We start from the raw sequence: 22,832 nt of genomic DNA, 5'->3' as shown, positions 1-22,832 counted from the left end.
CCGGCCGTTCTTCCGTTCCGGGGCGTCAGTAGCCGGTGGCGATGCGCTCGACCAGCTGCTTCACCGTCGGGATGAAGCCGTCGTTGTAATAGGGATCGCTGGCGAACCGATAGGCGTTGTGGCCGGCGAACATCAGCTGGTTTTCGCAGTCGTCGGTGTGGCTCACCGCCTGCAGCGTCTTCTGGATGCAGAAGGAGCGCGGATCGGCGCGCTTGCCCGTCGTCCCCTCCTCGTTCTCCATCCAGTTGGAGAAGCCGCAGGCCGACAGGCAGCCCATGCAATCGACCTGATCGTGCAGGATGCGCTCCGACTGCTGGGGGGTGACGAAGACCAGCGTGCTGTCCGGCGTCTTCAGGGCGGTGGTGAAGCCCTGGGACAGCCAGCCCTCGGCGCGCTGCTTGTCGCTTTCGGTGACATAGACCGGGCGGCCGCGCGGACCGACCGGGAATTCGGCCGAATGCTCGCCCACCGGCTTGGACAGATAGGCGACCTGGCGCTCCGACCGGGCCATCAGGTCCAGCAGGAAGGGGTTCTTCACCGCCGACGAATAGAAGCCGGTCGGCGAGAAGCGGTTCAGGAAGACGTCGCCCGGCTGCAGCGCGACGAGCTTGCGCTTCCACGCCATCGAGATCGGGCTTTCCTGGGTCAGCAGCGGCCGGGTGCCGTACTGGAAGGCGATCGGGCCCAGATCGGGGTTGTCGATCCAGTCCTCCCACTCGGACAGCCACCAGACGCCGCCCGCCATCACGATGGGGGTGTCGGTCAGGCCGAAGCTGTTCATCATCTGGCGCAGGGCCAGGACGCGGGGGAACGGATCCTCCGGCTTCTGCGGATCCTCGGAATTGGACAGGCCGTTGTGGCCGCCGGCCAGCCACGGATCCTCGTAGACCACGCCGCCCAGATTGTCGCGGAACTTGTGGTAGGCGCGCAGCCACAGCGCGCGGAAGGCGCGGGCCGACGACACGATCGGGTAGTAGTGGACGCCGTAGCGCACCGCGATCTCGGCCACCTTGTAGGGCATGCCGGCACCGCAGGTGACGCCGTGGATCAGGCCCTGGGAGCCTTCCAGCACGCCATGCAGGATGTGCTCGGCCCCGCCCATCTCCCACAGGACGTTCATGTGGATGCGGCCCTGGCCGTTCGACGCCTCGTGCGCGATGCGCGCCTGGGCGATGCCGCCCTGGATGCCGAAGGCGATCAGCTCGTCGTGGCGCTCGCGCCGGGTCCGACCCTTGTAGATTTGCGGCAGAAGGTTGCCGTTCTCATCGTAGCTGTCGGCGTTGACACCCGAAAAGGTCCCAATCCCGCCGGCAGCCGCCCAGGCGCCGGAGCTTTCGCCGTTGGACACGGCAATACCCTTGCCACCCTCGACGAGCGGCAAAACCTCCCGGCCGGACATCGGCAACGGCTTCAACGCCTTCAACGAACCCTCCAAAGACCGAACGTGGCGCCGCGGGGGCGCCGGACCAAAAGCGGCGGACAACCAGACGACGAAAGGCTCCGCCGGAATCCGCATGGATTCCGGCGGGATCGCCATTGCGGTTCTATATATGAGGAATTGGCCCGCCCGACGAGCGGATTCAGCCCCCCGCGCAAAAAACGTTCACGAATTGCCGCAGTCGCGAACGGAAGCGCCGGCGTGCGGACCGCCGTTCCCTCATCCACCCAGGCCCTCCGGCCCGAGGTCGCGGGCCAGCCGGCCGGGTGCATCGGTGAAGACCGCCGACACGCCCCAGCCGAACAGCGCGCGGGCGCGGGCGGCGTCGTTGACGGTGTAGGCCAGCACCGGGCGGCCGGTGGCGCGATACTCCGCCACGCTGCCGGCGGTCTGGCGGTCCTGGTGGACGTTCAGCGTCGCCGCGCCGATGCGGTCGGCGATGGCGGCCCAGTCGGCCGGCGGATCCCACAGCAGGTAGCCGCGCGGGATCTCAGGCCACAACCTTTGCGCCACCTCCAGGCAGGGCACCTCGAAGCTGGACAGCAGGAGCGGCAGGCCGGCGGGCCACAGCGGACGCAGCGTGTCCAGCGCGACCTCCGCCGTTGCCTCCTCCTGGCCGGGATAGGGCTTGATCTCCAGGTTGAGGCCGAGGCCGAGTTCGCGGACCAGCGCCACCGCCTCCTCCAGCGTCGGCACCCGTTCGCCGACGAAGCCGGCATCGAACCAGCGGCCGGCGTCGAGCTGCCGCAGCTCCGCCAGATCCAGCAGCGGGACGGGGCCGCTGCCGGTGGTCGTGCGGTCCAGCGTGTCGTCATGGATCAGCACCGGCCGGCGGTCGCGGGTCAGCATGACATCCACCTCCACCCAGCGGGCGCCCTGGCGGGCGGCCTCGCGGATCGAGGCGAGGGTGTTTTCCGGCGCGTTTTCCTTGGCGCCGCGATGGCCGATCAGGCGGGGAAGAGTCGACAGCATGGGGCTCGCGGGAGTAAGAGCGGTCGCTTTCCTACATGACCCATTCCGTCGAGGCGGGAAAGAGCGATGAAGGCCCTGCACAGCGTTTCCGATCTGGTGGCCGCCGGGCTGATGACGCCCGAGGCCGGCGACGCCGTACGCACGGTCGCCGACCGCTATGCCGTGGCGCTGACGCCGTACCTGCGCGAGACGCTGGCCGGACGTACGGCCCCCCAGGATCCTCAAGATCCGCTGTATGCGCAGTATGTCCCCTCTCCCGCCGAGGCGTACACCGCGCCGGAGGAGCGCGAGGATCCGATCGGCGACGTCGTGCGCAGCCCGGTCAAGGGCATCGTCCACCGTTATCCCGACCGTGTCCTGCTGAAGCCGCTGCACGCCTGCGCCGTCTATTGCCGCTTCTGCTTCCGCCGCGAGATGGTCGGTCCGGGCGGCGAGGCGCTGACCGCCGAGGAGCTGGACGCCGCGCTCGCCTATGTCCGCGAGCATGAGGAGGTGTGGGAGGTGGTGATCACCGGCGGCGATCCGCTGCTGCTGTCGCCCCGCCGGCTGCGCGGCATCGTCCAGGCGCTGTCGGCGATGCCCCATGTCGGGGTGGTGCGCCTGCACAGCCGCATCCCGGCCGCCGACCCGGACCGCGTCACGCCGGAGTTGGTGGAGGCGCTGACCGCCCCCGACCTCGCCAGCTGGGTCGCCGTCCACATCAACCATGCCGACGAGCTGACGCCGCCGGTGCGCTCGGCGCTGGCGCGGCTGGTGGATGCCGGCATCCCGCTGGTCGGCCAGACCGTGCTGCTGAAGGGCATCAACGACAGCCATGCGGCGCTGGAGGCGCTGTTCCGCGGGCTGGTGCGCAACCGGGTGAAGCCCTACTACCTGCATCATCCCGACCTCGCCGCCGGCACCAGCCACTTCCGCCCCTCCCTGGCCGAAGGGCGGGCGCTGGTGAGCGGGCTGCGCGGCCGGCTGTCCGGCCTCTGCCAGCCGACCTACGTCCTCGACATCCCCGGCGGCCACGGCAAGGCCCCCGCCGCCGCGTCATGGGTCGAAGACGAAGGCGATGGGCGCTACCGGGCGACCGACTTCACCGGACGGGTCCACGACTACCGGGGCTGACGGCGCCTCCCGCCTCACCACAAAGCCGGCGTGCCGAACAGCGGGTCGGGGTTGATCAGCGCGTTGTGGACGCCGACGACCGAGGCAAAGCCGGTCCACAGGATCAGCGGCGTCCAGATCAGCGCGATGCCGCGGTCGTCGCGGGCCACCAAAGCGATGCAGGCCGACGTGACCACGAAGAAGGCGACCGTCCAGGCCGCGGCGAGGATCGAGCTGCCCAGCGTGAAATAGACGAGGCTGAAGCTGGCGTAGATCGCCCAGGTCAGCGCCTGGAGCCCGATCAGCAGGCCGCGGTCGCGGATGGGCCGCGCCGGGTCCAGCAGCCGGATGCCGCCCCAGATCTGGAAGACGTTCAGCGTGAACCACATCGCCGGGAAGACCCAGCCGGGCGGCTGCAGCGGTGACGGCTGGTGGCCGGCGAAGGGTTGCGCCCCGCGTTCGACGAAGCCCCAGCCGTTGACGATCAGCCAGAACAGCAGGGGTTGCCACCAGCGCACCCGGAAGGGGGCGGGCCGTGGCGGGGAGAAGGACGCATCGCTCATCTCCGGCGACATAGCGCGCCCGGCAGTGCGGTCAAGTCAGCGCCGGGCACCCAGCGAGGCGAGCTGGAACAGCACCCGGGCGCACAGCGTCTGATCCGGCATGTTGGTGCGCTTGCAGTCGGCCTCGGCATCGACCAGCCGTTCCAGCGCCTGGCGGACCTGGGCCGGCGACCAACGGCGGGCCTGCTTGACCAGCCGGGTCTTCAGCTTGAAGAAGACCGGCGGGCGCAGCGACTCGACGGCGGCCTCCGGCGCCTTGCCGGCGGCGACCTGGGCGCACAGCAGCTGCAGGCGCTGGAAATGGCGCTGGGCGCCACGCAGGATCGGCACCGGCGAGGTGCCCTCGGCGAACAGCCGGGCCAGCGAGCGGTCGAGCGTGGCGAAGTCGCCCTCGGCCGCCGCCCACACCGGCTCATCCATCGACAGGGCGGCGCTGTCGCCGATGCAGGCCTGGGCATCCTCCAGCCGCACCCGCGTCCCGCTTCCCATATAGAGCGCCAGCTTCTCCGCCTCGCCGCGGGCGACCATGCGGTCGCCGACGAGGTTGGCCGACAGGAAGGCGAGCGCATCGGGATCGGCGGTCAGCCCATGGCCGTGCAGGATATCGGCGATGACCCGGCCGAGCGAGGCTTCCTCCTCGACATAGCAGGGAATGGCGGCGGCGCCGTCCGCGCCCTCGAACAGCAGGCGCAGCTTCGACCGGGCCGACAGGTCGCCCGACTCGACCACCACCAGGCTGTCGCCCGGCGGCGGATCGTCGAGGAAGGCGGTGAAGGCGGCGGTGGCGTTGTCCTCGGCGTCGCGGACCCGGATCAGCCGTCGGCCGCCGGTGAAGGAGAGCGCCGCGGCCTCGTCGGCCAGCCGCGCCGGGTCGTCGGCCAGCGCCCGGCCCAGGAACTCGGCGACGCGGAAGGGATCGGACAGGTCGGCGACGACCGTCTTGCCCAGGGTCTGGGCCCGGTCGCGCACCAGCCCCGAATCGGGGCCATAAAGCAGCACCGCCCGGACCTTGGGGTCCGGGCTGCGCAGGAAGCCGTCGATCGCCTTGGCCTGGAGTTTCACCGGCGCCGTCCTTCTGGTTCAGCGTTCCCCGGCTGGTTCAGCTTTCCCGGCCGAGGAACATGGCGACGCGGGTGGTGATGTCGTTGGAGATGTCCTCCAACGCCCGGTCATAGGCGCTCTGCACCGTCACGATGGCGGCGTAATGCTGCTCCAGCGTGTTGTAGCTGATCATCGAGCGCGAGTTGGACTGGAACACCACCTTGCCGGTCTGGGTGTCGGTCAGGCGGTACGGCGCGTTGACCAGCAGCTGCGCGCGGACCGCGGTGGCGTCCTTCTGCAGGGCCAGCTTCTGCTCCGACGCCGACAGCGCGACATCCAGCCGGTAGCGCGGATTGCCCGGCCGCTGCGACGGGTAGAAATTGTCGATCAGCAGGTTGCGGAGCTTCTGCCCCTCCCGGTTGGGGATCGACGCGATGTCGACCTCCATCAGCCGGTCCGACGCCGCGGCCCCGACCCCGCTGCCGCCGTAGAGCGGCTGGAAGCCGCAGCCCGACAGGGATGCGGCCGACAGGCCGAGCGCGAGGGCGAACAGCCCCCGCGCCAGGGTGCGCTGAACTACGGTCCGGCGGACCGGTCTGGGTTCAGATGACGACATTGATCACCCGGTTCGGGACGACGATGACCTTGCGCGCAGGCTTGCCGTCCATGGCGCGCAGGACGTTGGCATCGGCAAGCGCCGCCTGCTCCGCCGCGTCCTTGTCCATGTCGCGCGGCAGCTCCAGCGTGGCGCGCAGCTTGCCGTTGACCTGGACCGCGACCTTGACGCTGTCCTCCACCACCAGGGCGGGGTCGGCGTCCGGCCAGGGCTGGTCGGCCAGCAGGGTGGCGTGCCCCAGCTGCGCCCACAGCTCCTCGCCCAGGTGCGGCATCATCGGGCCGAGCAGGCGGACCAGCGACTCGAAGCCCTCGCGCAGCACCCAGGCCTCGCCCTCGCCCCTGCCGTCCAGCTCGCCGAGCGCGTTGGACAGCTCGCGGACGCGGGCGACCGCCTTGTTGAAGCGGAACTTGTCGAGATCCTCCGACACGCCGGCAATGGTCTTGTGGACCAGGCGGCGGGCGGCCTCGGCCTTCGGGCCGAACGACTCGGGTTTCGGCGTGCCGGCGGCGGGCAGCTCCACCGGCGCCTCGGTCACCATCCGCCACAGGCGGTTGATGTAGCGCCAGGCGCCGTCGATGCCGGCCTCGGTCCATTCCAGGTCGCGTTCCGGCGGGCTGTCGGACAGCATGAACAGGCGGGCGGCGTCGGCGCCGTAGGTGCCGATGATGTGTGCCGGGTCCACCACGTTCTTCTTGGACTTCGACATCTTCTCGACGCGGCCGACAGTGACCGGTGCGCCGGAGTCTGCCCGGACCCACTCGCCCGTGTCGGTCTTGGTCAGGTCCGTCGGGGCCAGCCAGGCGCCGGTGCCGGCATCCTTGTAGGTCTCGTGGTTGACCATGCCCTGGGTGAACAGGCCGGTGAACGGCTCGTCCAGGTTCAGGTAGCCGCAGGTCTTCAGCGCGCGGGTCCAGAAACGGCTGTAGAGCAGGTGCAGGACCGCATGCTCGATGCCACCGATATACTGGTCGACCCCCAGCCAGTAATCGACCGCCCCGCGGGTGAAGGCCGCATCCCCGGTCTTCGGCGAGCAGAAGCGGGCGAAATACCAGGACGACTCGATGAAGGTGTCGAAGGTGTCCGTCTCGCGCAGCGCCGGCTTGCCGCAGGCCGGGCAGTCGGTGTGCTTCCAGGTCGGATGGTGGGCCAGCGGGTTGCCGGGCTTGTCGAAGGTCACGTCCTCCGGCAGCACGACCGGCAGCTGGTCGTCCGGAACCGGGACGATGCCACACGACTCGCAATGGACGACCGGGATCGGGCAGCCCCAATAGCGCTGGCGCGACACGCCCCAGTCGCGCAGGCGGTACTGGGTGGTGCGCTCGCCCCGCTCCGCCGCCTCCAGCCGCTTGCCGGCCTCCTCCTTCGCCGACTCGGTGTCGAGTCCGTCGAGGAAGGCGGAGTTCCGCAGCACGCCGGGACCGGTGTAGGCCTCGGTCCCGACCTCGAAGGCCGCCGGATCGGCATCGGCCGGGATCACCACCGGGCGGACCGGCAGGCCGTATTTGCGGGCGAAGTCCAGGTCGCGCTGGTCATGGGCCGGGCAGGCGAAGATCGCGCCCGTGCCGTATTCCATCAGCACGAAGTTGGCGACATAGACCGGCAGCTCCCACGACGGGTCGAAGGGATGCACGACCTTGAGGCCGGTGTCGAAGCCGCGCTTCTCCGCCGTCTCGATCGCCTCCTCGCTGGTGCCCAGCCGGTTGCACTCGGCGATGAACTCCGCAAGGTCCGGGTTGCCGGCGGCCAGTTCGGCGGCCAGCGGGTGGTTCGGGGAGATCGCGGCGAAGGAGGCGCCGAACAGCGTGTCGGGCCGGGTGGTGAAGACCTCCAGCTCGTCCCCGCGCCCCTTGATGCCGAAGCGGAAGCGGACGCCGGTGGACTTGCCGATCCAGTTCTCCTGCATGATGCGGACGCGCTCGGGCCAGCGGTCCAGCGTCTCCAGCCCCTTCAGCAGGTCTTCGGCATAGGCGGTGATCTTCAGGAACCACTGCGACAGCTTGCGCTTCTCCACCAGCGCGCCGGTGCGCCAGCCGCGGCCGTCGATCACCTGCTCGTTGGCCAGCACGGTGTTGTCCACCGGGTCCCAGTTCACCCAGGATTCCTTGCGGTAGGCCAGGCCCGCCTTCAGGAAATCCACGAACATCTTCTGCTCGTGGCGGTAATAGTCCACGTCGCAGGTGGCGATCTCGCGGTCCCAGTCGATGGACAGGCCCATCGTCTTCAGCTGGCCGCGCATGGTCGCGATGTTCTCGCGCGTCCAGGCGGCGGGATGCACCTTCTTCTCCAGCGCGGCGTTCTCCGCCGGCAGGCCGAAGGCGTCCCAGCCCATCGGATGCAGGACGTTGAAGCCCTTGGCGCGCTTGAAGCGCGCGATCACGTCGCCGATGGTGTAGTTGCGGACATGGCCCATGTGGATGCGCCCCGACGGATAGGGGAACATCTCCAACACATAGTATTTGGGCCGGGAGGCGTCCTCGCGAGCGGTGAAACAGCCGTTGCCGTCCCACACGCCCTGCCACTTCGCCTCGGTTTCCTTGACATTGTAACGCGACATGAGCGCGACGCCGTTTCCGTTGTGCCAGATGCTGGATGCCTGCCCGGCCGGAGGCCGGGTCTGGATGCTTGCCCGGCCGGAGGCCGGGTCTGGATGCCTGCCCGGCCGGAGGCCGGGCGCCCTGCCGTCAGCGGGTGGCCGCGTTCTGGGCGCTCTGCGCGACGCGGAGCTGGCGGGCGCGGGTCAGCACCGCGTCCTCAAGCGTGCCGGCGGTCTCCGGCCCGACCGGAACCTCGCGCCAGTCGGCGCCGGTGCGCTGCTGCTTGAACACCGACACCCGGATGCCGTCGGCGCGGAGCTGGCGGTCCATGATGTAGAGGTTGACCTTGAACCGCTCGTTGGCCGAGTCGGGCGGGGTGTACCAGTCGGTCAGGATCACGCCGCCGAACGGGTCGGCCGAGGCGATCGGCATGAAGGAGAGCGTGTCGAGCGAGGCGCGCCACAGGAAGCTGTTGACGCCGATGCCGCTGGAAGCGTCCTGGTCGCCGCCGCGCTTGTTCTTGCCGAACAGGTTCATGCCGCCGTCCGTGCCGAGCAGGCTGCCGAACTTGTAATCCTTGTTCTTCATCTGCTCCTCGACGGTTTCGGTCTTGCCGCCCCAGCTTGCACAGCCGGCGATCGAGACGGAGGCCGCGAGCAGTACAGGGACAAGGCGAAGGGCGGTCGAACGGCGCATGGTCGGGAACCCGGTTCAGAAAAGGGGTTGCCGCGCGCGAGTCACGCGCGGAATGCCGCTGAACAGACCATAAGTGGACGGCCCCACGCAACAGCGGAAGCATCTTTGCCCCGCCTCGCGACACCGGCTCCGCCCTGCCGGGTTCGACTGTGGCGGCGCCGGATGGGGCCCCTTCTTAGTGTGCTCCGTTCGACACACTGTCCCCCCAATGCAGCAATCACGGAGATTTGCCGCTTGCTGGCAAGGGCGGGGGTGCGTACGAAAGTCTCAGCCAGGACGTCAACCAGGCTGAAACATCTGCTGCCAGGATGGAGGCACCTATTATGAACCGTTATCTGCTGGCCGGCTCCGCCGCCATTGCTCTCGCTCTCGGTGCTGGCGCTGCCAACGCCCAAGCCAAGTTCGATGTGAAGGTCGGCGGCGACGCCTACTTCGAGGGTGGTTACGTCGACCAGGATCTCGACTCGGGCCTCCGTTCGACGGAATTCCGTAACCGCATGCGCATCAACATCATCCCGACCGCCAAGGCCGACAACGGCCTGGAGTACGGTGCCCGTCTGCGCATGCGCTCGGTTGGCGGCGCCAACAACGCCCGCACCACCGACAACGACCGCGCCTATATCTTCGCGCAGGGTTCGTTCGGTCAGGTCCGCATGGGCACGCAGAACACCTTCAGCGACGAGACCTACGTCACGGCCCCGCAGGATTACCTGCCGCTCGGCATCTATGACGGCGTGACCGCGTTCCTCGGCTCCAACACCGACATCTCGGGCGGCTTCGCCAGCCTGAACGGCGGCAGCATGCTCGTGCAGTCGCTGGTTCCCGATGGCAACTCGTCGAAGATCGTCTACTTCTCGCCGCGCTTCGCCGGCCTGCAGGTTGGCGCCAGCTACACCCCGCGCAACGACAGCTCGAACACCGACGTGAACCGCACCGATCCGGTCGGCACCGTCGCTGGTCAGTTCGCCACCACCTTCACCGACATGGTCGAAGTCGGCGCCAACTACAGCAACACCTTCGGTGGCGTTGCTCTGAAGGCGAGCGCCGGCTACTTCTGGGGTCAGGCCGTCGATGACGTCACCGCCGGCGGTGTCTCGTCGAACTACAAGGACCTGAACGCCTGGCAGGTCGGTGCGCAGGTCGGCTACGCCGGCTTCAGCGTCGGCGGCAGCTACGTCGATTTCGGCAAGTCGGGCCAGAACGAGCGCGCCGGCTACTTCACCGAGAACAGCCGCAACTGGGTTGTCGGTGTCCAGTACACCACCGGCCCGATCGTTGTCGGCGCCAACTACAAGAACGGCAAGGACGCCGGTTCGCTGCTGTCGCGTGGCGAGCGTGAGCTGCAGGTCTACGAAATCGGTGTCGGCTACACCGTCGCCCCCGGCTTCACCCTGCAGGCCCAGTACGACTACTTCGAGGCCGACAGCGATCTGACGACCGCTACGTCGGACCGCGACGACAAGGGCAACGTCGTGATCCTCCGTTCGGTCCTGGCGTTCTAATCGGTCTTCCGATAAGACGTCCGGCAACGGATGGAAAGGGCGGTGGCTTCGGTCACCGCCCTTTCTTTTTGTGCCCAAATTTTGATCCATGTGCTGATTTTTCGCACAAGGAGAGTGCCAGAAAAGCAGCACTTTGGTTTTTTTGTTTTATTTCAAACACTTAAGCCTGTGCTTTTGTTGCAACTATGTGGCGGATGAGTGGAATCATCACAGTTTGCCTCTTGCCGGCCGGAACCGCGCGCGGTTAAGTCAAAGTCACAAAGACAACCGTTCGCACCCCGGTAAGACGGGGCGCACGCAAAAGGATGGACACTCCATGAAGCGTTCCCTGATCATCGGCTGCGCCGCCGTCGCTCTTACCGCCGGCTGCGGTACCGCCTCGGCCCAATCCAAGTTCGACGTCCTGCTGGGCGGCGACGTCTTCTTCCAGGGCGCCTATGTCGACCAGGACAACGACAACAGCCTGCGCACGACCGAGTTCGCCAACCGCTTCCGCCTGAACATCACCCCGACGGCCAAGGCCGACAACGGTCTGGAATACGGCGCCCGCCTGCGCCTGCGCTCGGTCACCGCCGCGAACGGCAGCCGCACCACCGACAACGACCGCGCGTACATCTTCGCGAACGGCACCTTCGGTTCGGTGCAGGCCGGCGTGACCAACGGCCCGTCGGACGACACGGGCGTCATCGGCCCGAACATCGACGGCATCTCGGGCAGCCCGGACGGCTTCTACGCGTCCTACTACGGCGTCACCACGCTGCCGTACGTGACCGGCGCGCTGCGCACGCTGGAGTCGGGCGACGCCAGCACCAAGATCGTCTACTCGACCCCGAGCTTCGCCGGCCTCAAGCTGTCCGCCGCCTACACCCCGACCTACGGCAGCAGCAACACCGACATCAACCGCCGCAAGAACGTCACCTACAACGACATGGGTGAAGTCCAGGCCTACTATAAGGGTGCCTTCGGCAGCCTCGGCCTGGAGGCGAGCGCCGCCTACCAGTTCGCCCAGGCTCCGACGGGCTTCGAGGATCTGTCGTCGGTCCACGCCGGCGCAACCGTCACCTACGGCGCCTTCGCCATCGGCGGCAGCTATGCCTTCAGCGGCGACAGCGGCTACGCCAAGGGCCATACCGGCGTCGACGACAACCAGGTCTGGCTCATCGGCGCCCAGTACACCGTGGGTCCGGTCATCCTGGCCGCCACCTACACCGATGCCAAGGGTGCCAATGTCGGCACCGGTGCCGCCACCGCCGCCGATTATGCCCGTGCCCGCATCTATCAGGGCGGCGTGACCTACACCGTCGCCCCCGGCCTGACCACCGGCCTCGAATACAGCTATGTCGACAACAAGTCGGGCGGCGTGGACAACGACGCCAACATCTTCCTGTGGGATACCCGCTTCTCCTTCTAAGGGGCGGCTTCCTGGCAGCAAACGTGAAGGCGGCGGAGCAATTCCGCCGCCTCTTTTTTTGCCGGACGACCGTCGGGGAACACAACCGGCACCGTCATCGCCCGATGAACCACCACCCCCGGTCGATCTGCCGCCGGGATCGGCCGTCTGGATTGGCCCCCTGGCACCCACTCTGCCAAGATGAACATCGGTGCCCGGCCCCCTCCTGCGCATCCATCCAAATGGATAAGCCGTTCGATCGGGGTGCGCGGCACGAATGACCCGGCAAATCCTCCAAAAGCCCCCAGTTGCTTCACACCCGAAGCGAAACCATCCGAAAAGCCGTGTTTTTCGCGTCACGCCCATCCGGCAGTGGCGATTGGCCGTCTGTTTGCCACTTGCTGCCCGATACCCGGCAGGATTAAAAACGACGCAAGCAAAGACACAATTCCGCCCCCCTTCGACTTCTGGGGCGCAGGCATAAGGATGGACACTCCATGAAGCGTTCCCTCGTCATCGGCGGTGCCGCCGTTGCCCTCGCTGCCGGCTGCGGCACCGCCTCGGCCCAGTCGAAGTTCGACATCCTCCTGGGCGGCGACGCGTACTTCCAGGGCGCCTACGTCGACCAGGACAACGACAGCGGCCTGCGCACGACCGAGTTCGCGAACCGCTTCCGCCTGAACATCACCCCGACGGCCAAGGCCGACAACGGGCTGGAATACGGTGCCCGCCTGCGCCTGCGCTCCGTCACCGGCGCGGGCGGCAGCCGCACCACCGACAACGACCGCGCGTTCATCTTCGTGAACGGCACCTTCGGCACTGTCCAGGCAGGCACCATCAACGGCCTGTCCGACGAATACGGCATCATCGGCCCGAACGTCGAAGGCATCGAGGCGTCGCCGGACGCGCAGTACATCAACTACTACGTCAACGCCGCCGGCGCTCCGTACGTGCTGGGCAGCCTGCGCACGCTTGAGTCGGGCGATGCCAGCAGCAAGATCATCTACCTGACGCCGAGCTTCGCCGGCTTCCAGGTCGGTGCCGCCTACACCCCGACCTACGGCAGCAGCAACACCGACGTGAACCGTCGCAAGAACAGCACCGCCTATCGCGACATGGGCGAAGTCCAGGCCACCTACAAGGCCGAGTTCGGCGGCGTCGGCGTGGAGGCCAGCGCGGCCTACCAGTTCGCCAAGGCGGCCAGCGGGCTCGAGGATCTGTCGTCGGTCCATGTCGGCGCCAACGTGTCCTACGCCAACTTCAAGGTCGGCGGCAGCTACGCCTTCAGCGGCGACAGCGGCTATGCCACCGGCACCAGTGGCGTGGACGACCAGCAGATCTGGATCGTCGGCGCGAACTACACGATGGGTCCGGTCATCCTGGCCGCCACCTACACCGACGCCCAGGGCATCGACAGCAACTTCGCCGGCCTGAACTCCCGCGCCCATGTCTGGCAGGCCGGCGTGACCTACACCGTCGCCCCCGGCCTGACCACCGGCCTGGAATACAGCTACCTCGACAACAAGGTCGGCGGCGTGAGCAACGACGCCAACATCGTTCTGTGGGATACCCGCTTCGCTTTCTAAGCGACGGCTTCCTGGCAGCGAACGCGAAGGCGGCGGAGCGATCCGCCGCCTCTTTTTATTCCGGTCACTTCTTCCGGACGCTCACTTCTTCTGGACGGTCTTGGGCGGGGCTTCGGTCTTGGCGGCCTTGTCGGCGGTTTCGCACATCATGAACAGCACCGACGTCTCCAGCGGCGTCCACACCAGCAGGAAGCGGTTCTTCTCGCGGTCGGCGAGGAAGGCGATGGTTTCAGGGTCGGTGACCGCCTTGGGATGGATCTCACCCAGCAGATAGCCGATGCGGCCGTAATTGGTCATCGTCCCCTGGAAGATATAGTCCAGCCGCTCCTGGTCGTCCTTCGCGATCTCCCAGCCGAACTGTTCCTGCCGCACGCAACGGCGGCCGTATTCGTCCAGGATCCTGTCCATATAGCCGCGATAGGTGCCGTCGTCGGTCAGCGGAAAGGCCGGCTCGCTGAAACGCACCTTGGTCATCGGCGACCCGACCATGAGCTTGGCCTTGGCGGACTTGGCCCCGGGCTTTGCCGGCGCCGGTGCCGCGGCCTTGGGCGCGGGTTTCGCATGCTCTTCGGCGTGGGCGGGAAGGGCGACCGACGCCACGGCAACCAGGCCGGCAGAGAGCAGGCCAACTCCGAGCAGGCCGGCGGGAGCCGCCTGGGTCAGGGCGGAGAGCAGGGAACGAAACGGACTCCGCATGCGGAGGTCTCCTCGATTTGCAAACGGTGACGATGCCGGCGCCCGCCGAACCGATGGCCGGTTGCCTGCGGCCGGTCGCTTGGGGCGCTTGCGTTTCCGCGGATCGTCGGCTAACACGCCGCGGAAGCGCTGTACACCCGCAGCGACCGGATTGGGGGCCGCCATGACGACGACGCAGGGCACTGGCAAGGATACGCGAACCGGCAGCGAATCAGGCGGTTCGGGGGTCGCGGACACGGTGACGGGCCGGCTCGACTCGGTGCGCAGCGCCATTGCCGGCTCCGCGGCGGCCTGCGGGCGCGGCGCAGGCGCGGTGACGCTGGTGGCGGTGTCGAAGACCCACCCGGCAGACGCGGTGGAGGAGGCCCTGGCCGCCGGCCAGCGCGTGTTCGGCGAGAACCGCGTGCAGGAGGCCAAGGGCAAGTTCCCGGCCCTGAAGGAGCGGTTCCCCGACCTGGAACTGCATCTGATCGGGCCGCTGCAGACCAACAAGGTCAAGGACGCGGTCGCCCTGTTCGACGCGATCCAGACGCTGGACCGCCCCAAGCTGGCCGAGGCGCTGGCCGAGGAGATGGCCAGGACCGGCCGCCGCCCGCGCTGCCTGATCGAGGTCAACACCGGCGAGGAGCCGCAGAAGGCCGGCATCGCCCCGGCGGAAGTCGAGGCCTTCCTGGCTGACTGCCGCGACCGGCTCGGGCTGCCCGTCACCGGCCTGATGTGCATTCCGCCGGTGGACGAGGAGCCGGCGATGCATTTCGCCTTGCTGGCGGAGATGGCACGCCGGCTCGGGCTGGCCGAGGTCAGCATGGGCATGAGCGGCGATTACGAAACCGCGGTGCGCTTCGGCGCCACCCATGTGCGGGTCGGCACGGCGATCTTCGGCGCCCGCCCCTACCCCGCTCCCTGACGAACGGCCTCTGACGGGCGGCATCACCCGGCGGCCGGACCGGCGACGCTCAACACGCTGCCAGGCCCGCAATCCTTCAGCAGGCGCAGCATGTCGCCGGGCGCGAGCGCGATGCAGCCGGCGGTCGGCGCGCGGTCGGGACGGACGAGGTGGAGGAACACCGCGCTGCCCAGCCCCGGCACGACCGGATCGTCGTTGTGCCCCATCGCCACCACGATGTCGTAGACATGGTCGTCCCGCCACATCTCCTCGTGGCTGGCGGGATAGGGCCTTGTCACCGGACGGTTGTAGGCGGGATCCCTCGGTTCGTCGCACCAGCCGTCATCCTCGGCGATCGCCTGCACCGGCAGGCCGGTTTCCGGCGCCGGCAGCCGGTCGGCCCGCCACATCACGCGGCGCAGCGGGAAGCGGCCGACGGGGGTCGCGCCGTCGCCCTCGCGCTTGTCGGCACGCACGCCGCCGCGGCCCAGCACGCAGGGCGCCTCGCCTCCCGGCCAGCGCAGGCGGCCGGTGACGGCTGCGGTTCCGCCATCCGCGGTCACCGTGATCTCGATGCTCATCCCGACAGCCGCGTGGTGCTGGCGGCCTGCGCCGCTTTGCGCGACTGCTCGTACTTCGCCAGATTGCGCATCATCGTCTCCGACAGCATGGCCGGCGCGACCGGCTGCGGACCGGCCTCGCCGGGCGGTGCCTTGGCTGCTGCGGCCGCCGCAGAGTCCGGGGGAGTGCCCGGGGGAGTACCCTGTGTGCCGCCCGGGATGCCATCGGCGGGCGCCGCACCGGCGGCCCGCGCGGCGGCCATCACCGTCCCGGTCGTCGGCGCGACCTGGCGCGGCACGCTGTGCTTGGCAAGTGCGGAACTGGCGAGCGGCGTGTCGCGCGCCGGCATCTTGCCGGGGTGCGGCGCTCCCGTCCCGCCGGCGGCCAGCTGCGCGGCCAGCGCCGGCGGCTCCTGCGCGGCGGCGAGCCGGACCGGCTGGCCGGTCGCGGGCGCAGGCGGCTGGAGGCTGGTCGGCCTCGCGGCGGCCAGCGCCGCGGCGAGCCCGCCTGCGGGCGGAGGTCCGGCAGGGGCCTGGCCGGACGCCGCAGCGGGCGTCGCAGCGGACGGGGCCGGCCCTCCCGGGGCGTCCGCCACGTCGATGGAATCGGCGGGCCGGTCGCCGCCCCCGAAGCCGAGCGAGGCCATGACCTTGTCCCCGATGTCCGAGCCGGTCCCCTCCTCGATCACCGCATTGGCGAGGGAGGCCATGCCGCCCACCACGCCGCCATAGAGCATGTCGCCCATGACCCGCATGGATGGCTGGATGGTGTCGCCGGTGATCTCGCGATAGACGGTGCTGACGATCGGGATGTGCTGCAGCGGATTGATGACGTCGAGAAAGTCCCAGAAGGACATCTCGCCGCGGATTTCCACCGGGCCGCCGTTGTGGCCGTCGTTGATGACCGGCGACGCCTTTTCGCGCGGCGCCGTACGCTGGACGGCGCTGCTGTCGATGGTGGTGGCGTCGATGGCCATGGGCGGTCTCCCGGCTCGGTGGTCGGAGAGAAGGGAAAGCAAGCTCCGTGCCAGCGCCCGCTCCCTGTTCGGACCGGAATCCGGCGGTTCAGGGGCCGATTCCGGACGGCAGGGCCGCCGCACCCGGAATCCGATTCCCCCCCATGGTTTCCCGGGCGGGGTCCGGTGGTGGCACCGGGCAAGAACTGCCGGGTCGGCCCGGCGCTTCCTGCCCCGCCCTCCCCTTGCGGCCTTGCAGCTCAGAACATGTGGCCGCTGCGTTCCGCCTTGGTGCGGAGATAGGCTTCGTTGTGGCCGTTGGCCGGGAAGACATGGGCGACCCGCTCGACCACGGCGATGCCGCAGCGGGCGAGCTGGCGCAGCTTCTCCGGGTTGTTGGTCATCAGCCGCACGGCCGGGAAGCCGAGCTGCCGCAGCATTTCCGCCGCCGGCAGATAGACCCGCTCGTCCGCCTCGAAGCCCAGGATCTCGTTGGCGTCGACGGTGTCGAAGCCATTGTCCTGGATGCGGTAGGCGCGCAGCTTGTTGACCAGCCCGATGCCGCGCCCCTCCTGCGCCAGATACAGCAGCACGCCGCTGCCGTGGCGGGCGATCTCGGCGATCGCCCCGCGCAGCTGGTCGCCGCAATCGCAGCGCAGGGATCCCAGCAGGTCGCCGGTGAAGCATTCGGAATGCAGGCGGGTCAGCACCGGCTGCTCCGGATCGGGGTCGCCGATGACGATGGCCAGATGCTCCGGCCCGCCATCGGCCGGGCGGAAGGCGTAGATGCGCGTGTTCTCCGATCCCACCAGCGGCACCCGCGCGTCGGCGACCAGGCGCAGGGTGCGCACGACATGGACACGGTAGTCGGCGACGTCGGCGGCCCGCACCAGCAGCAGGTCGTGCTCGGCCGCCCAGTCGGCGGCACTGGCGGCACCGGCGTCCACGGCGGGCGGCAGGTCGGCGGTGATGGCGGCGGGCAGCAGGCGGGCCAGCCGGGCGAGATCGACCGCGGTGGCCTCGCGGCTGCCGGGGCAGGCGTCCGCCGCGGTCAGGCCGGCGGGGAGCCTGCCCTGCGCCAGCGGATGCTGTTCGGGATCGGCCAGCGCGTGGGCCTCGTCGGCGCTCAGCCCGCCGGGCCGGTCGAGCGCCGTCGCGCCGAAGCCTTCGCCCAGGGAGTCTTCGCCCAGGGAGCCGTCGCCGGACGCCGGGGCCGGGCGTGCATCGGCCAGCCCCAGCACCATCGCACGGCGGCGGGTGACGACCAGCCGCGGCGAACCGCCGGTCAGCGCCTTCAGCCGTTCCACCGCGTCGAGCGCCACCGACTCCACCGAAACCGCGGCGCCGACGGTGCCGTCGGCGGTTTCGATCGCCACCACCTCGCCCCGGCGCAACGCGGCCAGCGCCCGGTCGACGGCGCGCACGGCCGCCTCGTCGATGGCGCCCGTCGTGGCGGCGGCCGTACCGGATGCGGCAGTGGCTGCTGAAGACGCCGCAGGCGCGGACGGAATGGCGGTGGCGGCAGCGGAGGAAGGGCGTTCGGCGTGCATCGTCAGCGGCTTTACGTAGCGGGAGCGCCTCATCCGGCGCAGGAACGGGACATGGTGCGGTCGGCGGGCGAAGCAAAGCGCAGGTGGCGCGCCCCTGTCCAGCGATTCCCGCGCGCCACACCGTTGCCGGCAGCGCAACGATCCCGCCGGCCGGCCTGTTCCGGAGAAAGCGCGGCCATGTCAGGATGCCGCCCGACAACACCCCCCCAATCATTCGGGAGAGTTCCACCCGTGACGACCGACGCCATGAAGACCCAACCCGGGCCCGGCCTGCCCGGGCCCGGCCTGCCCCAGCCCGGCCTTCATGTGGCGATGCCGGCGGATCTTCCCGCCGACTCCTATGGCCGCCGCATGGTCGAGGCGCTGCGCGCCGCCGGGACCGGCATGACCGTCCACGCCCTGCCCGGCCCGCATCCGCAGGTCGACCCGTCGGCGATCCTGGCTGCCGACATCGCGCTGGCCCGGCTGCCCGACGGCGCGACGGTGCTGCTGGACGGCAACGCGCTGTTCAACCTGGCCGCCAGCCTGCCCGCCGACCACCGCCGCCTGCGCCTGTCGGCCCTGGTGGAGCGGCTGCATTGGAGCGATCCGGCGCTGGCTGCCGACGAGGCGGCGGTGCGCCGCAACCTGGAGCAGGGGGCGCTGTCCCTGATGCGCCGCATCGTCGTGCCGGAGGGCGCCGTCGCCGAGGCGGTGCGGGCGCTGGGGGTGCGGCCCGACCGGCTGGTGCTCGCCGCGGCGGACGGCGAGGGCGCGGCGGCGCTGCTGGCCGCGCTGTCGATGGAATAGCGGCCGCACCGCCGGTGGCGGCAACGGGCGGGCGGATGGGCGGGCGGCCACAAGCCATCACGACAATCCGGCGGCGCCATGCTACTAAGGCGCGGCCCCGCCGCCGGGGCCCCCCGCTTCCCGTTCCGTGCCGCACGACCCATGACCTCCGCAAAGCGCATCCTCCTGGTCGATGACGACACCGCCCTGCGCCAGTCCCTGGCGGAGCAGCTCCGGCTGCTGGAGGAGTATGAGACGGAGGAGGCCGGGGACGGCGCCGCGGCGCTGGCGGCGGCGCGGGCTGCCGCCGCGGCCGGGACCGGCTTTTCCGCCATCCTGCTGGACGTCGGGCTGCCGGACATGGACGGGCGCGACGTCTGCAAGCTGCTGCGGCGCGAGGGCGTGCGCTGCCCCGTCGTCATGCTGACCGCATCGGCCAGCGACGCCGACACCATCCTGGGGCTGGAATCCGGCGCCAACGACTATGTGGCCAAGCCCTTCCGGCTGGGGGTGCTGATCGCCCGGCTGCGCGCCCAGCTGCGCCAGTTCGAGCAGAGCGAGGACGCCGTCTTCGCCATCGGCCCCTACAGCTTCCGCCCCGGCGCCAAGCTGCTGCTGGACGAGGCCGCCAACCGCAGGATCCGCCTGACCGAGAAGGAAACGGCGATCCTGAAATATCTCTACCGGGCCGGCGATCTGGTGGTCGGGCGCGAAACCCTGCTGGGGGAGGTCTGGGGCTACAACGCCGCCGTCACCACCCACACGCTGGAAACCCACGTCTACCGCCTGCGCCAGAAGATCGAGGCCGACCCGTCCAACGCCCGCATCCTGGTGACCGAGCCCGGCGGCTACCGGCTGGTGCCCTGATCGGCGCCTGCCGGTCAGCGCCTGCCGCAGGGGGCCAGCTCCCGCCGGCTTCCGCGTTCGGCGATTGTCACCTCGCCAGTGAAACCCAGCCAGCGGCGGCGCCCGCCCGGCGGCTGCCCGGCGGCTGCCCGGCCCCTCGCGGTCCCGGCGCCGGCGCCGCCCGTCCCCAGACCGGTGGCTGAAGGCCCGATCCAGAGCCCGCGCCCGCGCGACACCACCGGCAGCAGCCGCAGCTTGCGCCCGACGATCGCCAGCCGCCGGCGCCAATGGGTCACGTCATGGGCCGAGACGCCGACGCGGCGCGCGATCTCGCGGTCGGACAGCAGCGCGCTGCCCGGATCCTGCAACAGCTCCAGCACGGTGCGCCGCTTGTCGGTGTCGGCATGGCGGGAGTGCTTGCGCTCCAGCGCCTTGCCCATGTCCCACAGCTTTTCCGCCGTCTCGCGCGCCAGGGTGCGCCAGCGGTCGGCCTCCTCGCGCTGGCGGTCGGCGTCGCCCGCCGCCTTGTCGAGCTGGCGGCGCAGGGTGGCGAGTTCGAGTTCCAGATCCCTCACCTGCCGGCGCAGGCCGCGGACCAGCTCGTCGGGCGGCGGCGGCGGGGCGGGGGCGCCGGGCGGTTCGGCGGCCGGCTGCTCCGGCGCCGGGAAGACGGGGGCGCGGGCGCGCTCCGCCAGGTCGCGGAAGGACAGGCCGGCGCGGGACAGCATGATTCGGGCGGCGCGCAACGCGGACAGCGCCTCGCCCTGATGCTCCGACTCGGCCATGGCGAGGACTTTGGCGAGCTTGTCAGGATCCATCCGCGTCGGGTTCCGCCGGAGCCGGTCCCCACCGGCGCGGGAACCATTGCAGGTCATGCCGCGCACCGCGCGGCTGCAGGTCATGCCGCGCACTGCGCGACAAGCCCCAACCTACCACATCTTATGGGTTTGGACAGATGCCCTTCATGGGCCGGCCGGTCGGGACGCACCCTGATCGGACGGCGGGGATCGGACGGCGGGGACCGGACGGCGGGGACCGGACGGCGGGGACCGGACGGCGGCGACCTGCCCGAAGGGATTCGCCCGGTACGGCTGGGCGGGATTTTGTTTTGCCTAGACTTGGGCAGGCGGGGCCGCCACGATGGCGCCGTCATGACCGTTCCCCCTTCGAACAATGCCGCCCCCCCGCCCGCCCGGAAAGAGGCCGGCGGCGCGTCGCCCTTCACCGTCCGCTTCTGGGGCGTGCGCGGCAGCATCGCCTCGCCGGGGCCGTCGACCATCCGCTATGGCGGCAACACCGCCTGCATCGAGGTGCGCTGCGGCGGCGCCCACATCGTCTTCGACTGCGGCACCGGCATCCGCCCGCTGGGCGAGGCGCTGGTGCGGAACGGCGGGCCGGTGGACATCGACCTGCTGCTGACCCACAGCCATCTGGACCACATCTGCGGCCTGCCCTTCTTCGCGCCGGCCTTCGACCCGGCCAGCCGGCTGCGGCTGTGGGCCGGGCATCTGCCGCCGGAGCGGCCCTTCCGCACCGTGCTGTCAGACATGATGACGGCGCCGCTGTTCCCGGTCCCGGTGGAGATCTTCCGGGCCGACTGCCAGTACCGCGACTTCCAGGCCGGCCAGACGCTGGAGCCGGCGCCGGGGGTGACGGTGCGCACCTGCCGCCTGAACCATCCCGACGGCGCCACCGGCTACCGGGTGGAGCATGGCGGCCGCAGCCTGTGCGTCCTGACCGACACCGAGCATCCGGCCGAGGGCCGCGACCCCGCGATCCTGGAGCTGCTGCGCGGCGCCGACGCGATGGTGTATGACAGCACCTACACCGACGCCGAATACCCGTCGCGCGTCGGCTGGGGCCATTCGACCTGGCAGGAATGCCTGCGGCTGGCGGACGCCGCCGCCGTCGGCCGCGCGGTGATCTTCCACCACGACCCGGCCCGCACCGACGGGGAGCTGGACGTCATCGCCGCCGAGGCCGAGGCGATGCGCCCCGGATCGCTGGTCGCCCGCGAAGGGATGGAGCTGTCCCTGTAGGCGCCCCGCCCCCTACCCGTCCCGGCGGTTGAATCCGAAATCGAACTTCCCCCAGCCAAAAGCGCTTGCGCGTGTCGATTGCGCCACAGGTTGCTTTGTCACACTGGCCTCGTGTGACAATCTTGGTATTAGATCCGCGTGCAACCCCGTCTCGATTGGGGCGGGCGGGGTCCCGTTGGCGTGCGAAGCTTGGGGGGAAAAGCGATGCGCATGACCGGTCGTGCCGTGTGGAGTCTCGCCGTGCTGACCCTCGCCACGCAGCTGGCCGGCTGCGCCACCACCGGGCCGCTGGACAGCGCCGGGCTGGACGGCGAACCGCGCTCGGTGGTGCTGCACCACCCCGCCAGCGGCGAGACCGCGTCCGTCACCTACTGGCGCCCCGGCGGCGGCCCGGATGGCGGTTACGATCCGGCGGCGATGCGCGAGATCGCCGTGCTGTTCCGCGACCGCCGCAGCGACGAGACGATCCCGGTCGATCCGGCCCTGGTCGACATGCTGGTGGAGCTGCGCCGCCGCGTCGGCGCGCCGCCCGAGTCGCCGATCCGCATCACCTCGGGCTACCGGTCGGGCGCCACCAACGCCAGCCTCGCCCGCAGCAACCCGAACGTGGCCGAGAACTCCTACCACATGCGCGGGCAGGCCGCGGACTTCTCCATCGCCGGCGTCCCGCCCGCCCGTCTGGCGGAGGAGGCGGCGGCGATGCAGCGCGGCGGCTACGCGATGTACGCCCACACCGGCCATGTCCATGTCGACACCGGCCCCTTCCGGACCTGGACGCCGAAGACCGGCGAGCCGCGCGCCCCGCAGATCCTGGAGGCGCAGGCCCGTGCCCGCGCCCGGGAGCGGATGCTCGCCCAGGCCCAGGAGAAGGCCCAGGAGAAGGCCCAGGCCAAGGACCAGGGGAAGGCCGTGGCGAGTACGGGGGCGAAACCCACGGCGAAGGCGCCGGTCCAGGTCGCCGACGCGGCGGCGAAGCCGGGCAAGGCGCCGGTGAAGGCGCCGGCCAAGGCACCGCCGCCGGACCTGTCGCGCGTCCGGGTGGTGCTGGCCCAGCTGAAGGACACGCCCGCCCAGAAGCCGGCGAAGCGCTGAGGCAGC

22 protein-coding genes are annotated in these 22,832 nt (G+C 70.0%); 10 read left to right on the top strand and 12 right to left on the bottom strand.

Annotated elements, in window-relative coordinates:
• Positions 1 to 25: 25 nt before the first annotated feature.
• Both ABMY26_RS15265 and ABMY26_RS15260 read right to left on the bottom strand, forming a co-directional pair.
• Positions 26 to 1,423 (bottom strand): NAD(P)H-dependent flavin oxidoreductase, encoded by a 1,398-nt coding sequence (locus ABMY26_RS15265; RefSeq protein ID WP_372398101.1) that lies wholly within the window; start codon positions 1,421 to 1,423, stop codon positions 26 to 28.
• A 234-nt stretch (positions 1,424 to 1,657) separates the two neighbouring features.
• Positions 1,658 to 2,410: a glycerophosphoryl diester phosphodiesterase gene (locus tag ABMY26_RS15260; RefSeq protein WP_372398100.1), complete on the bottom strand. Its 753-nt coding sequence runs from the start codon at positions 2,408 to 2,410 to the stop codon at positions 1,658 to 1,660.
• A 66-nt stretch (positions 2,411 to 2,476) separates the two neighbouring features.
• Here ABMY26_RS15260 and ABMY26_RS15255 point away from each other — a divergent pair, with 66 nt between their 5' ends.
• Complete coding sequence (locus ABMY26_RS15255; RefSeq protein ID WP_372398099.1) at positions 2,477 to 3,523, top strand: lysine-2,3-aminomutase-like protein; 1,047 nt, start codon at positions 2,477 to 2,479, stop codon at positions 3,521 to 3,523.
• Between the two features lie 14 nt (positions 3,524 to 3,537).
• Here ABMY26_RS15255 and ABMY26_RS15250 read toward each other — a convergent pair whose 3' ends face one another.
• From ABMY26_RS15250 to ABMY26_RS15230, 5 genes are all read right to left on the bottom strand, one after another.
• Complete coding sequence (locus ABMY26_RS15250; RefSeq protein ID WP_372398097.1) at positions 3,538 to 4,065, bottom strand: tryptophan-rich sensory protein; 528 nt, start codon at positions 4,063 to 4,065, stop codon at positions 3,538 to 3,540.
• Between the two features lie 36 nt (positions 4,066 to 4,101).
• Positions 4,102 to 5,127 carry a DNA polymerase III subunit delta gene (gene holA / locus ABMY26_RS15245; RefSeq protein WP_372398096.1) on the bottom strand — a complete coding sequence of 342 codons (1,026 nt, stop codon included), beginning with the start codon at positions 5,125 to 5,127 and terminating at the stop codon, positions 4,102 to 4,104.
• A gap of 37 nt (positions 5,128 to 5,164) precedes the next feature.
• Entirely contained in the window at positions 5,165 to 5,722 is a 558-nt protein-coding gene (locus ABMY26_RS15240; protein WP_372398095.1) for a hypothetical protein, read from the bottom strand.
• Positions 5,709 to 8,279 carry a leucine--tRNA ligase gene (gene leuS / locus ABMY26_RS15235; RefSeq protein WP_372398093.1) on the bottom strand — a complete coding sequence of 857 codons (2,571 nt, stop codon included), beginning with the start codon at positions 8,277 to 8,279 and terminating at the stop codon, positions 5,709 to 5,711. The genes ABMY26_RS15240 and leuS overlap by 14 nt, the downstream gene beginning before the upstream one ends.
• Before the next feature lie 127 nt (positions 8,280 to 8,406).
• Entirely contained in the window at positions 8,407 to 8,955 is a 549-nt protein-coding gene (locus ABMY26_RS15230) for a DUF3576 domain-containing protein (RefSeq protein ID WP_372398092.1), read from the bottom strand.
• 323 nt (positions 8,956 to 9,278) lie between these two features.
• Between ABMY26_RS15230 and ABMY26_RS15225 the strand changes: the two genes are divergently transcribed.
• The 4 genes from ABMY26_RS15225 (at position 9,279) to ABMY26_RS15210 (ending at position 13,433) form a co-directional block, all read left to right on the top strand.
• Positions 9,279 to 10,457, top strand: a complete 1,179-nt coding sequence (locus ABMY26_RS15225) for a porin (RefSeq protein WP_372399020.1) — start codon at positions 9,279 to 9,281, stop codon at positions 10,455 to 10,457.
• A 42-nt stretch (positions 10,458 to 10,499) separates the two neighbouring features.
• On the top strand, positions 10,500 to 10,655 hold the full coding sequence (locus tag ABMY26_RS15220) for a hypothetical protein (protein ID WP_372398091.1): 156 nt from the start codon (positions 10,500 to 10,502) through the stop codon (positions 10,653 to 10,655).
• Positions 10,656 to 10,773: 118 nt separating this feature from the next.
• Positions 10,774 to 11,868: a porin gene (locus ABMY26_RS15215; RefSeq protein WP_372398090.1), complete on the top strand. Its 1,095-nt coding sequence runs from the start codon at positions 10,774 to 10,776 to the stop codon at positions 11,866 to 11,868.
• Positions 11,869 to 12,344: 476 nt separating this feature from the next.
• The gene (locus ABMY26_RS15210; protein ID WP_372398089.1) at positions 12,345 to 13,433 is read left to right on the top strand and encodes a porin; all 1,089 of its coding nucleotides are present in this window, start codon (positions 12,345 to 12,347) and stop codon (positions 13,431 to 13,433) included.
• 81 nt (positions 13,434 to 13,514) lie between these two features.
• On the opposite strand, the gene ABMY26_RS15205 is transcribed toward ABMY26_RS15210, so the two are convergent.
• Positions 13,515 to 14,129 (bottom strand): hypothetical protein, encoded by a 615-nt coding sequence (locus ABMY26_RS15205; RefSeq protein ID WP_372398088.1) that lies wholly within the window; start codon positions 14,127 to 14,129, stop codon positions 13,515 to 13,517.
• A 163-nt stretch (positions 14,130 to 14,292) separates the two neighbouring features.
• On the opposite strand from ABMY26_RS15205, the gene ABMY26_RS15200 reads away from it, so the two are divergent.
• Entirely contained in the window at positions 14,293 to 15,036 is a 744-nt protein-coding gene (locus ABMY26_RS15200) for a YggS family pyridoxal phosphate-dependent enzyme (RefSeq protein WP_372398087.1), read from the top strand.
• 23 nt (positions 15,037 to 15,059) lie between these two features.
• Here ABMY26_RS15200 and ABMY26_RS15195 read toward each other — a convergent pair whose 3' ends face one another.
• The 3 genes from ABMY26_RS15195 to ribA form a co-directional block, all read right to left on the bottom strand.
• The gene (locus ABMY26_RS15195; protein ID WP_372398086.1) at positions 15,060 to 15,596 is read right to left on the bottom strand and encodes a L,D-transpeptidase; all 537 of its coding nucleotides are present in this window, start codon (positions 15,594 to 15,596) and stop codon (positions 15,060 to 15,062) included.
• Positions 15,593 to 16,552, bottom strand: a complete 960-nt coding sequence (locus tag ABMY26_RS15190; RefSeq protein WP_372398085.1) for a hypothetical protein — start codon at positions 16,550 to 16,552, stop codon at positions 15,593 to 15,595. The genes ABMY26_RS15195 and ABMY26_RS15190 overlap by 4 nt, the downstream gene beginning before the upstream one ends.
• Positions 16,553 to 16,791: 239 nt before the next feature.
• A complete protein-coding gene (gene ribA / locus ABMY26_RS15185) occupies positions 16,792 to 18,081 on the bottom strand; it encodes a GTP cyclohydrolase II (RefSeq protein WP_372398083.1) in 1,290 nt (429 codons plus the stop codon).
• Between the two features lie 246 nt (positions 18,082 to 18,327).
• Here ribA and ABMY26_RS15180 point away from each other — a divergent pair, with 246 nt between their 5' ends.
• Entirely contained in the window at positions 18,328 to 18,870 is a 543-nt protein-coding gene (locus ABMY26_RS15180) for a glycosyl transferase (protein ID WP_372398082.1), read from the top strand.
• 141 nt (positions 18,871 to 19,011) lie between these two features.
• A complete protein-coding gene (locus ABMY26_RS15175) occupies positions 19,012 to 19,716 on the top strand; it encodes a response regulator transcription factor (protein WP_045581550.1) in 705 nt (234 codons plus the stop codon).
• Between the two features lie 14 nt (positions 19,717 to 19,730).
• Here ABMY26_RS15175 and ABMY26_RS15170 read toward each other — a convergent pair whose 3' ends face one another.
• Positions 19,731 to 20,513 carry a hypothetical protein gene (locus ABMY26_RS15170; protein ID WP_372398081.1) on the bottom strand — a complete coding sequence of 261 codons (783 nt, stop codon included), beginning with the start codon at positions 20,511 to 20,513 and terminating at the stop codon, positions 19,731 to 19,733.
• A 333-nt stretch (positions 20,514 to 20,846) separates the two neighbouring features.
• Between ABMY26_RS15170 and ABMY26_RS15165 the strand changes: the two genes are divergently transcribed.
• Together ABMY26_RS15165 and ABMY26_RS15160 are read left to right on the top strand one after the other, a co-directional pair.
• Positions 20,847 to 21,734, top strand: a complete 888-nt coding sequence (locus tag ABMY26_RS15165) for an MBL fold metallo-hydrolase (RefSeq protein ID WP_372398080.1) — start codon at positions 20,847 to 20,849, stop codon at positions 21,732 to 21,734.
• Between the two features lie 210 nt (positions 21,735 to 21,944).
• Positions 21,945 to 22,826 (top strand): DUF882 domain-containing protein, encoded by an 882-nt coding sequence (locus ABMY26_RS15160; protein WP_372398079.1) that lies wholly within the window; start codon positions 21,945 to 21,947, stop codon positions 22,824 to 22,826.
• Positions 22,827 to 22,832: the final 6 nt, after the last annotated feature.

It is taken from the genome of Azospirillum sp. HJ39 (genome assembly GCF_041507355.1).
Taxonomy (GTDB): Bacteria; Pseudomonadota; Alphaproteobacteria; order Azospirillales; family Azospirillaceae; genus Azospirillum; species Azospirillum thiophilum.
Note: the sequence above shows the minus strand (reverse complement) of the source record. Positions and strands in the feature narration are given on the sequence as shown.

Coding starts and splice junctions, on each gene's coding strand:
- ABMY26_RS15165 (WP_372398080.1), top strand. CDS start 20,847: ATGACCGTTCCCCCTTCGAACAATGCCGCCCCCCCGCCCGCCCGGAAA.
- ABMY26_RS15225 (WP_372399020.1), top strand. CDS start 9,279: ATGAACCGTTATCTGCTGGCCGGCTCCGCCGCCATTGCTCTCGCTCTC.
- ABMY26_RS15200 (WP_372398087.1), top strand. CDS start 14,293: ATGACGACGACGCAGGGCACTGGCAAGGATACGCGAACCGGCAGCGAA.
- ABMY26_RS15195 (WP_372398086.1), bottom strand. CDS start 15,596: ATGAGCATCGAGATCACGGTGACCGCGGATGGCGGAACCGCAGCCGTC.
- ABMY26_RS15180 (WP_372398082.1), top strand. CDS start 18,328: ATGAAGACCCAACCCGGGCCCGGCCTGCCCGGGCCCGGCCTGCCCCAG.
- ABMY26_RS15250 (WP_372398097.1), bottom strand. CDS start 4,065: ATGAGCGATGCGTCCTTCTCCCCGCCACGGCCCGCCCCCTTCCGGGTG.
- ABMY26_RS15205 (WP_372398088.1), bottom strand. CDS start 14,129: ATGCGGAGTCCGTTTCGTTCCCTGCTCTCCGCCCTGACCCAGGCGGCT.
- ribA (WP_372398083.1), bottom strand. CDS start 18,081: ATGCACGCCGAACGCCCTTCCTCCGCTGCCGCCACCGCCATTCCGTCC.
- ABMY26_RS15230 (WP_372398092.1), bottom strand. CDS start 8,955: ATGCGCCGTTCGACCGCCCTTCGCCTTGTCCCTGTACTGCTCGCGGCC.
- ABMY26_RS15190 (WP_372398085.1), bottom strand. CDS start 16,552: ATGGCCATCGACGCCACCACCATCGACAGCAGCGCCGTCCAGCGTACG.
- leuS (WP_372398093.1), bottom strand. CDS start 8,279: ATGTCGCGTTACAATGTCAAGGAAACCGAGGCGAAGTGGCAGGGCGTG.
- ABMY26_RS15255 (WP_372398099.1), top strand. CDS start 2,477: ATGAAGGCCCTGCACAGCGTTTCCGATCTGGTGGCCGCCGGGCTGATG.
- ABMY26_RS15170 (WP_372398081.1), bottom strand. CDS start 20,513: ATGGATCCTGACAAGCTCGCCAAAGTCCTCGCCATGGCCGAGTCGGAG.
- ABMY26_RS15215 (WP_372398090.1), top strand. CDS start 10,774: ATGAAGCGTTCCCTGATCATCGGCTGCGCCGCCGTCGCTCTTACCGCC.
- ABMY26_RS15210 (WP_372398089.1), top strand. CDS start 12,345: ATGAAGCGTTCCCTCGTCATCGGCGGTGCCGCCGTTGCCCTCGCTGCC.
- ABMY26_RS15240 (WP_372398095.1), bottom strand. CDS start 5,722: ATGTCGTCATCTGAACCCAGACCGGTCCGCCGGACCGTAGTTCAGCGC.
- ABMY26_RS15260 (WP_372398100.1), bottom strand. CDS start 2,410: ATGCTGTCGACTCTTCCCCGCCTGATCGGCCATCGCGGCGCCAAGGAA.
- ABMY26_RS15175 (WP_045581550.1), top strand. CDS start 19,012: ATGACCTCCGCAAAGCGCATCCTCCTGGTCGATGACGACACCGCCCTG.
- ABMY26_RS15160 (WP_372398079.1), top strand. CDS start 21,945: ATGACCGGTCGTGCCGTGTGGAGTCTCGCCGTGCTGACCCTCGCCACG.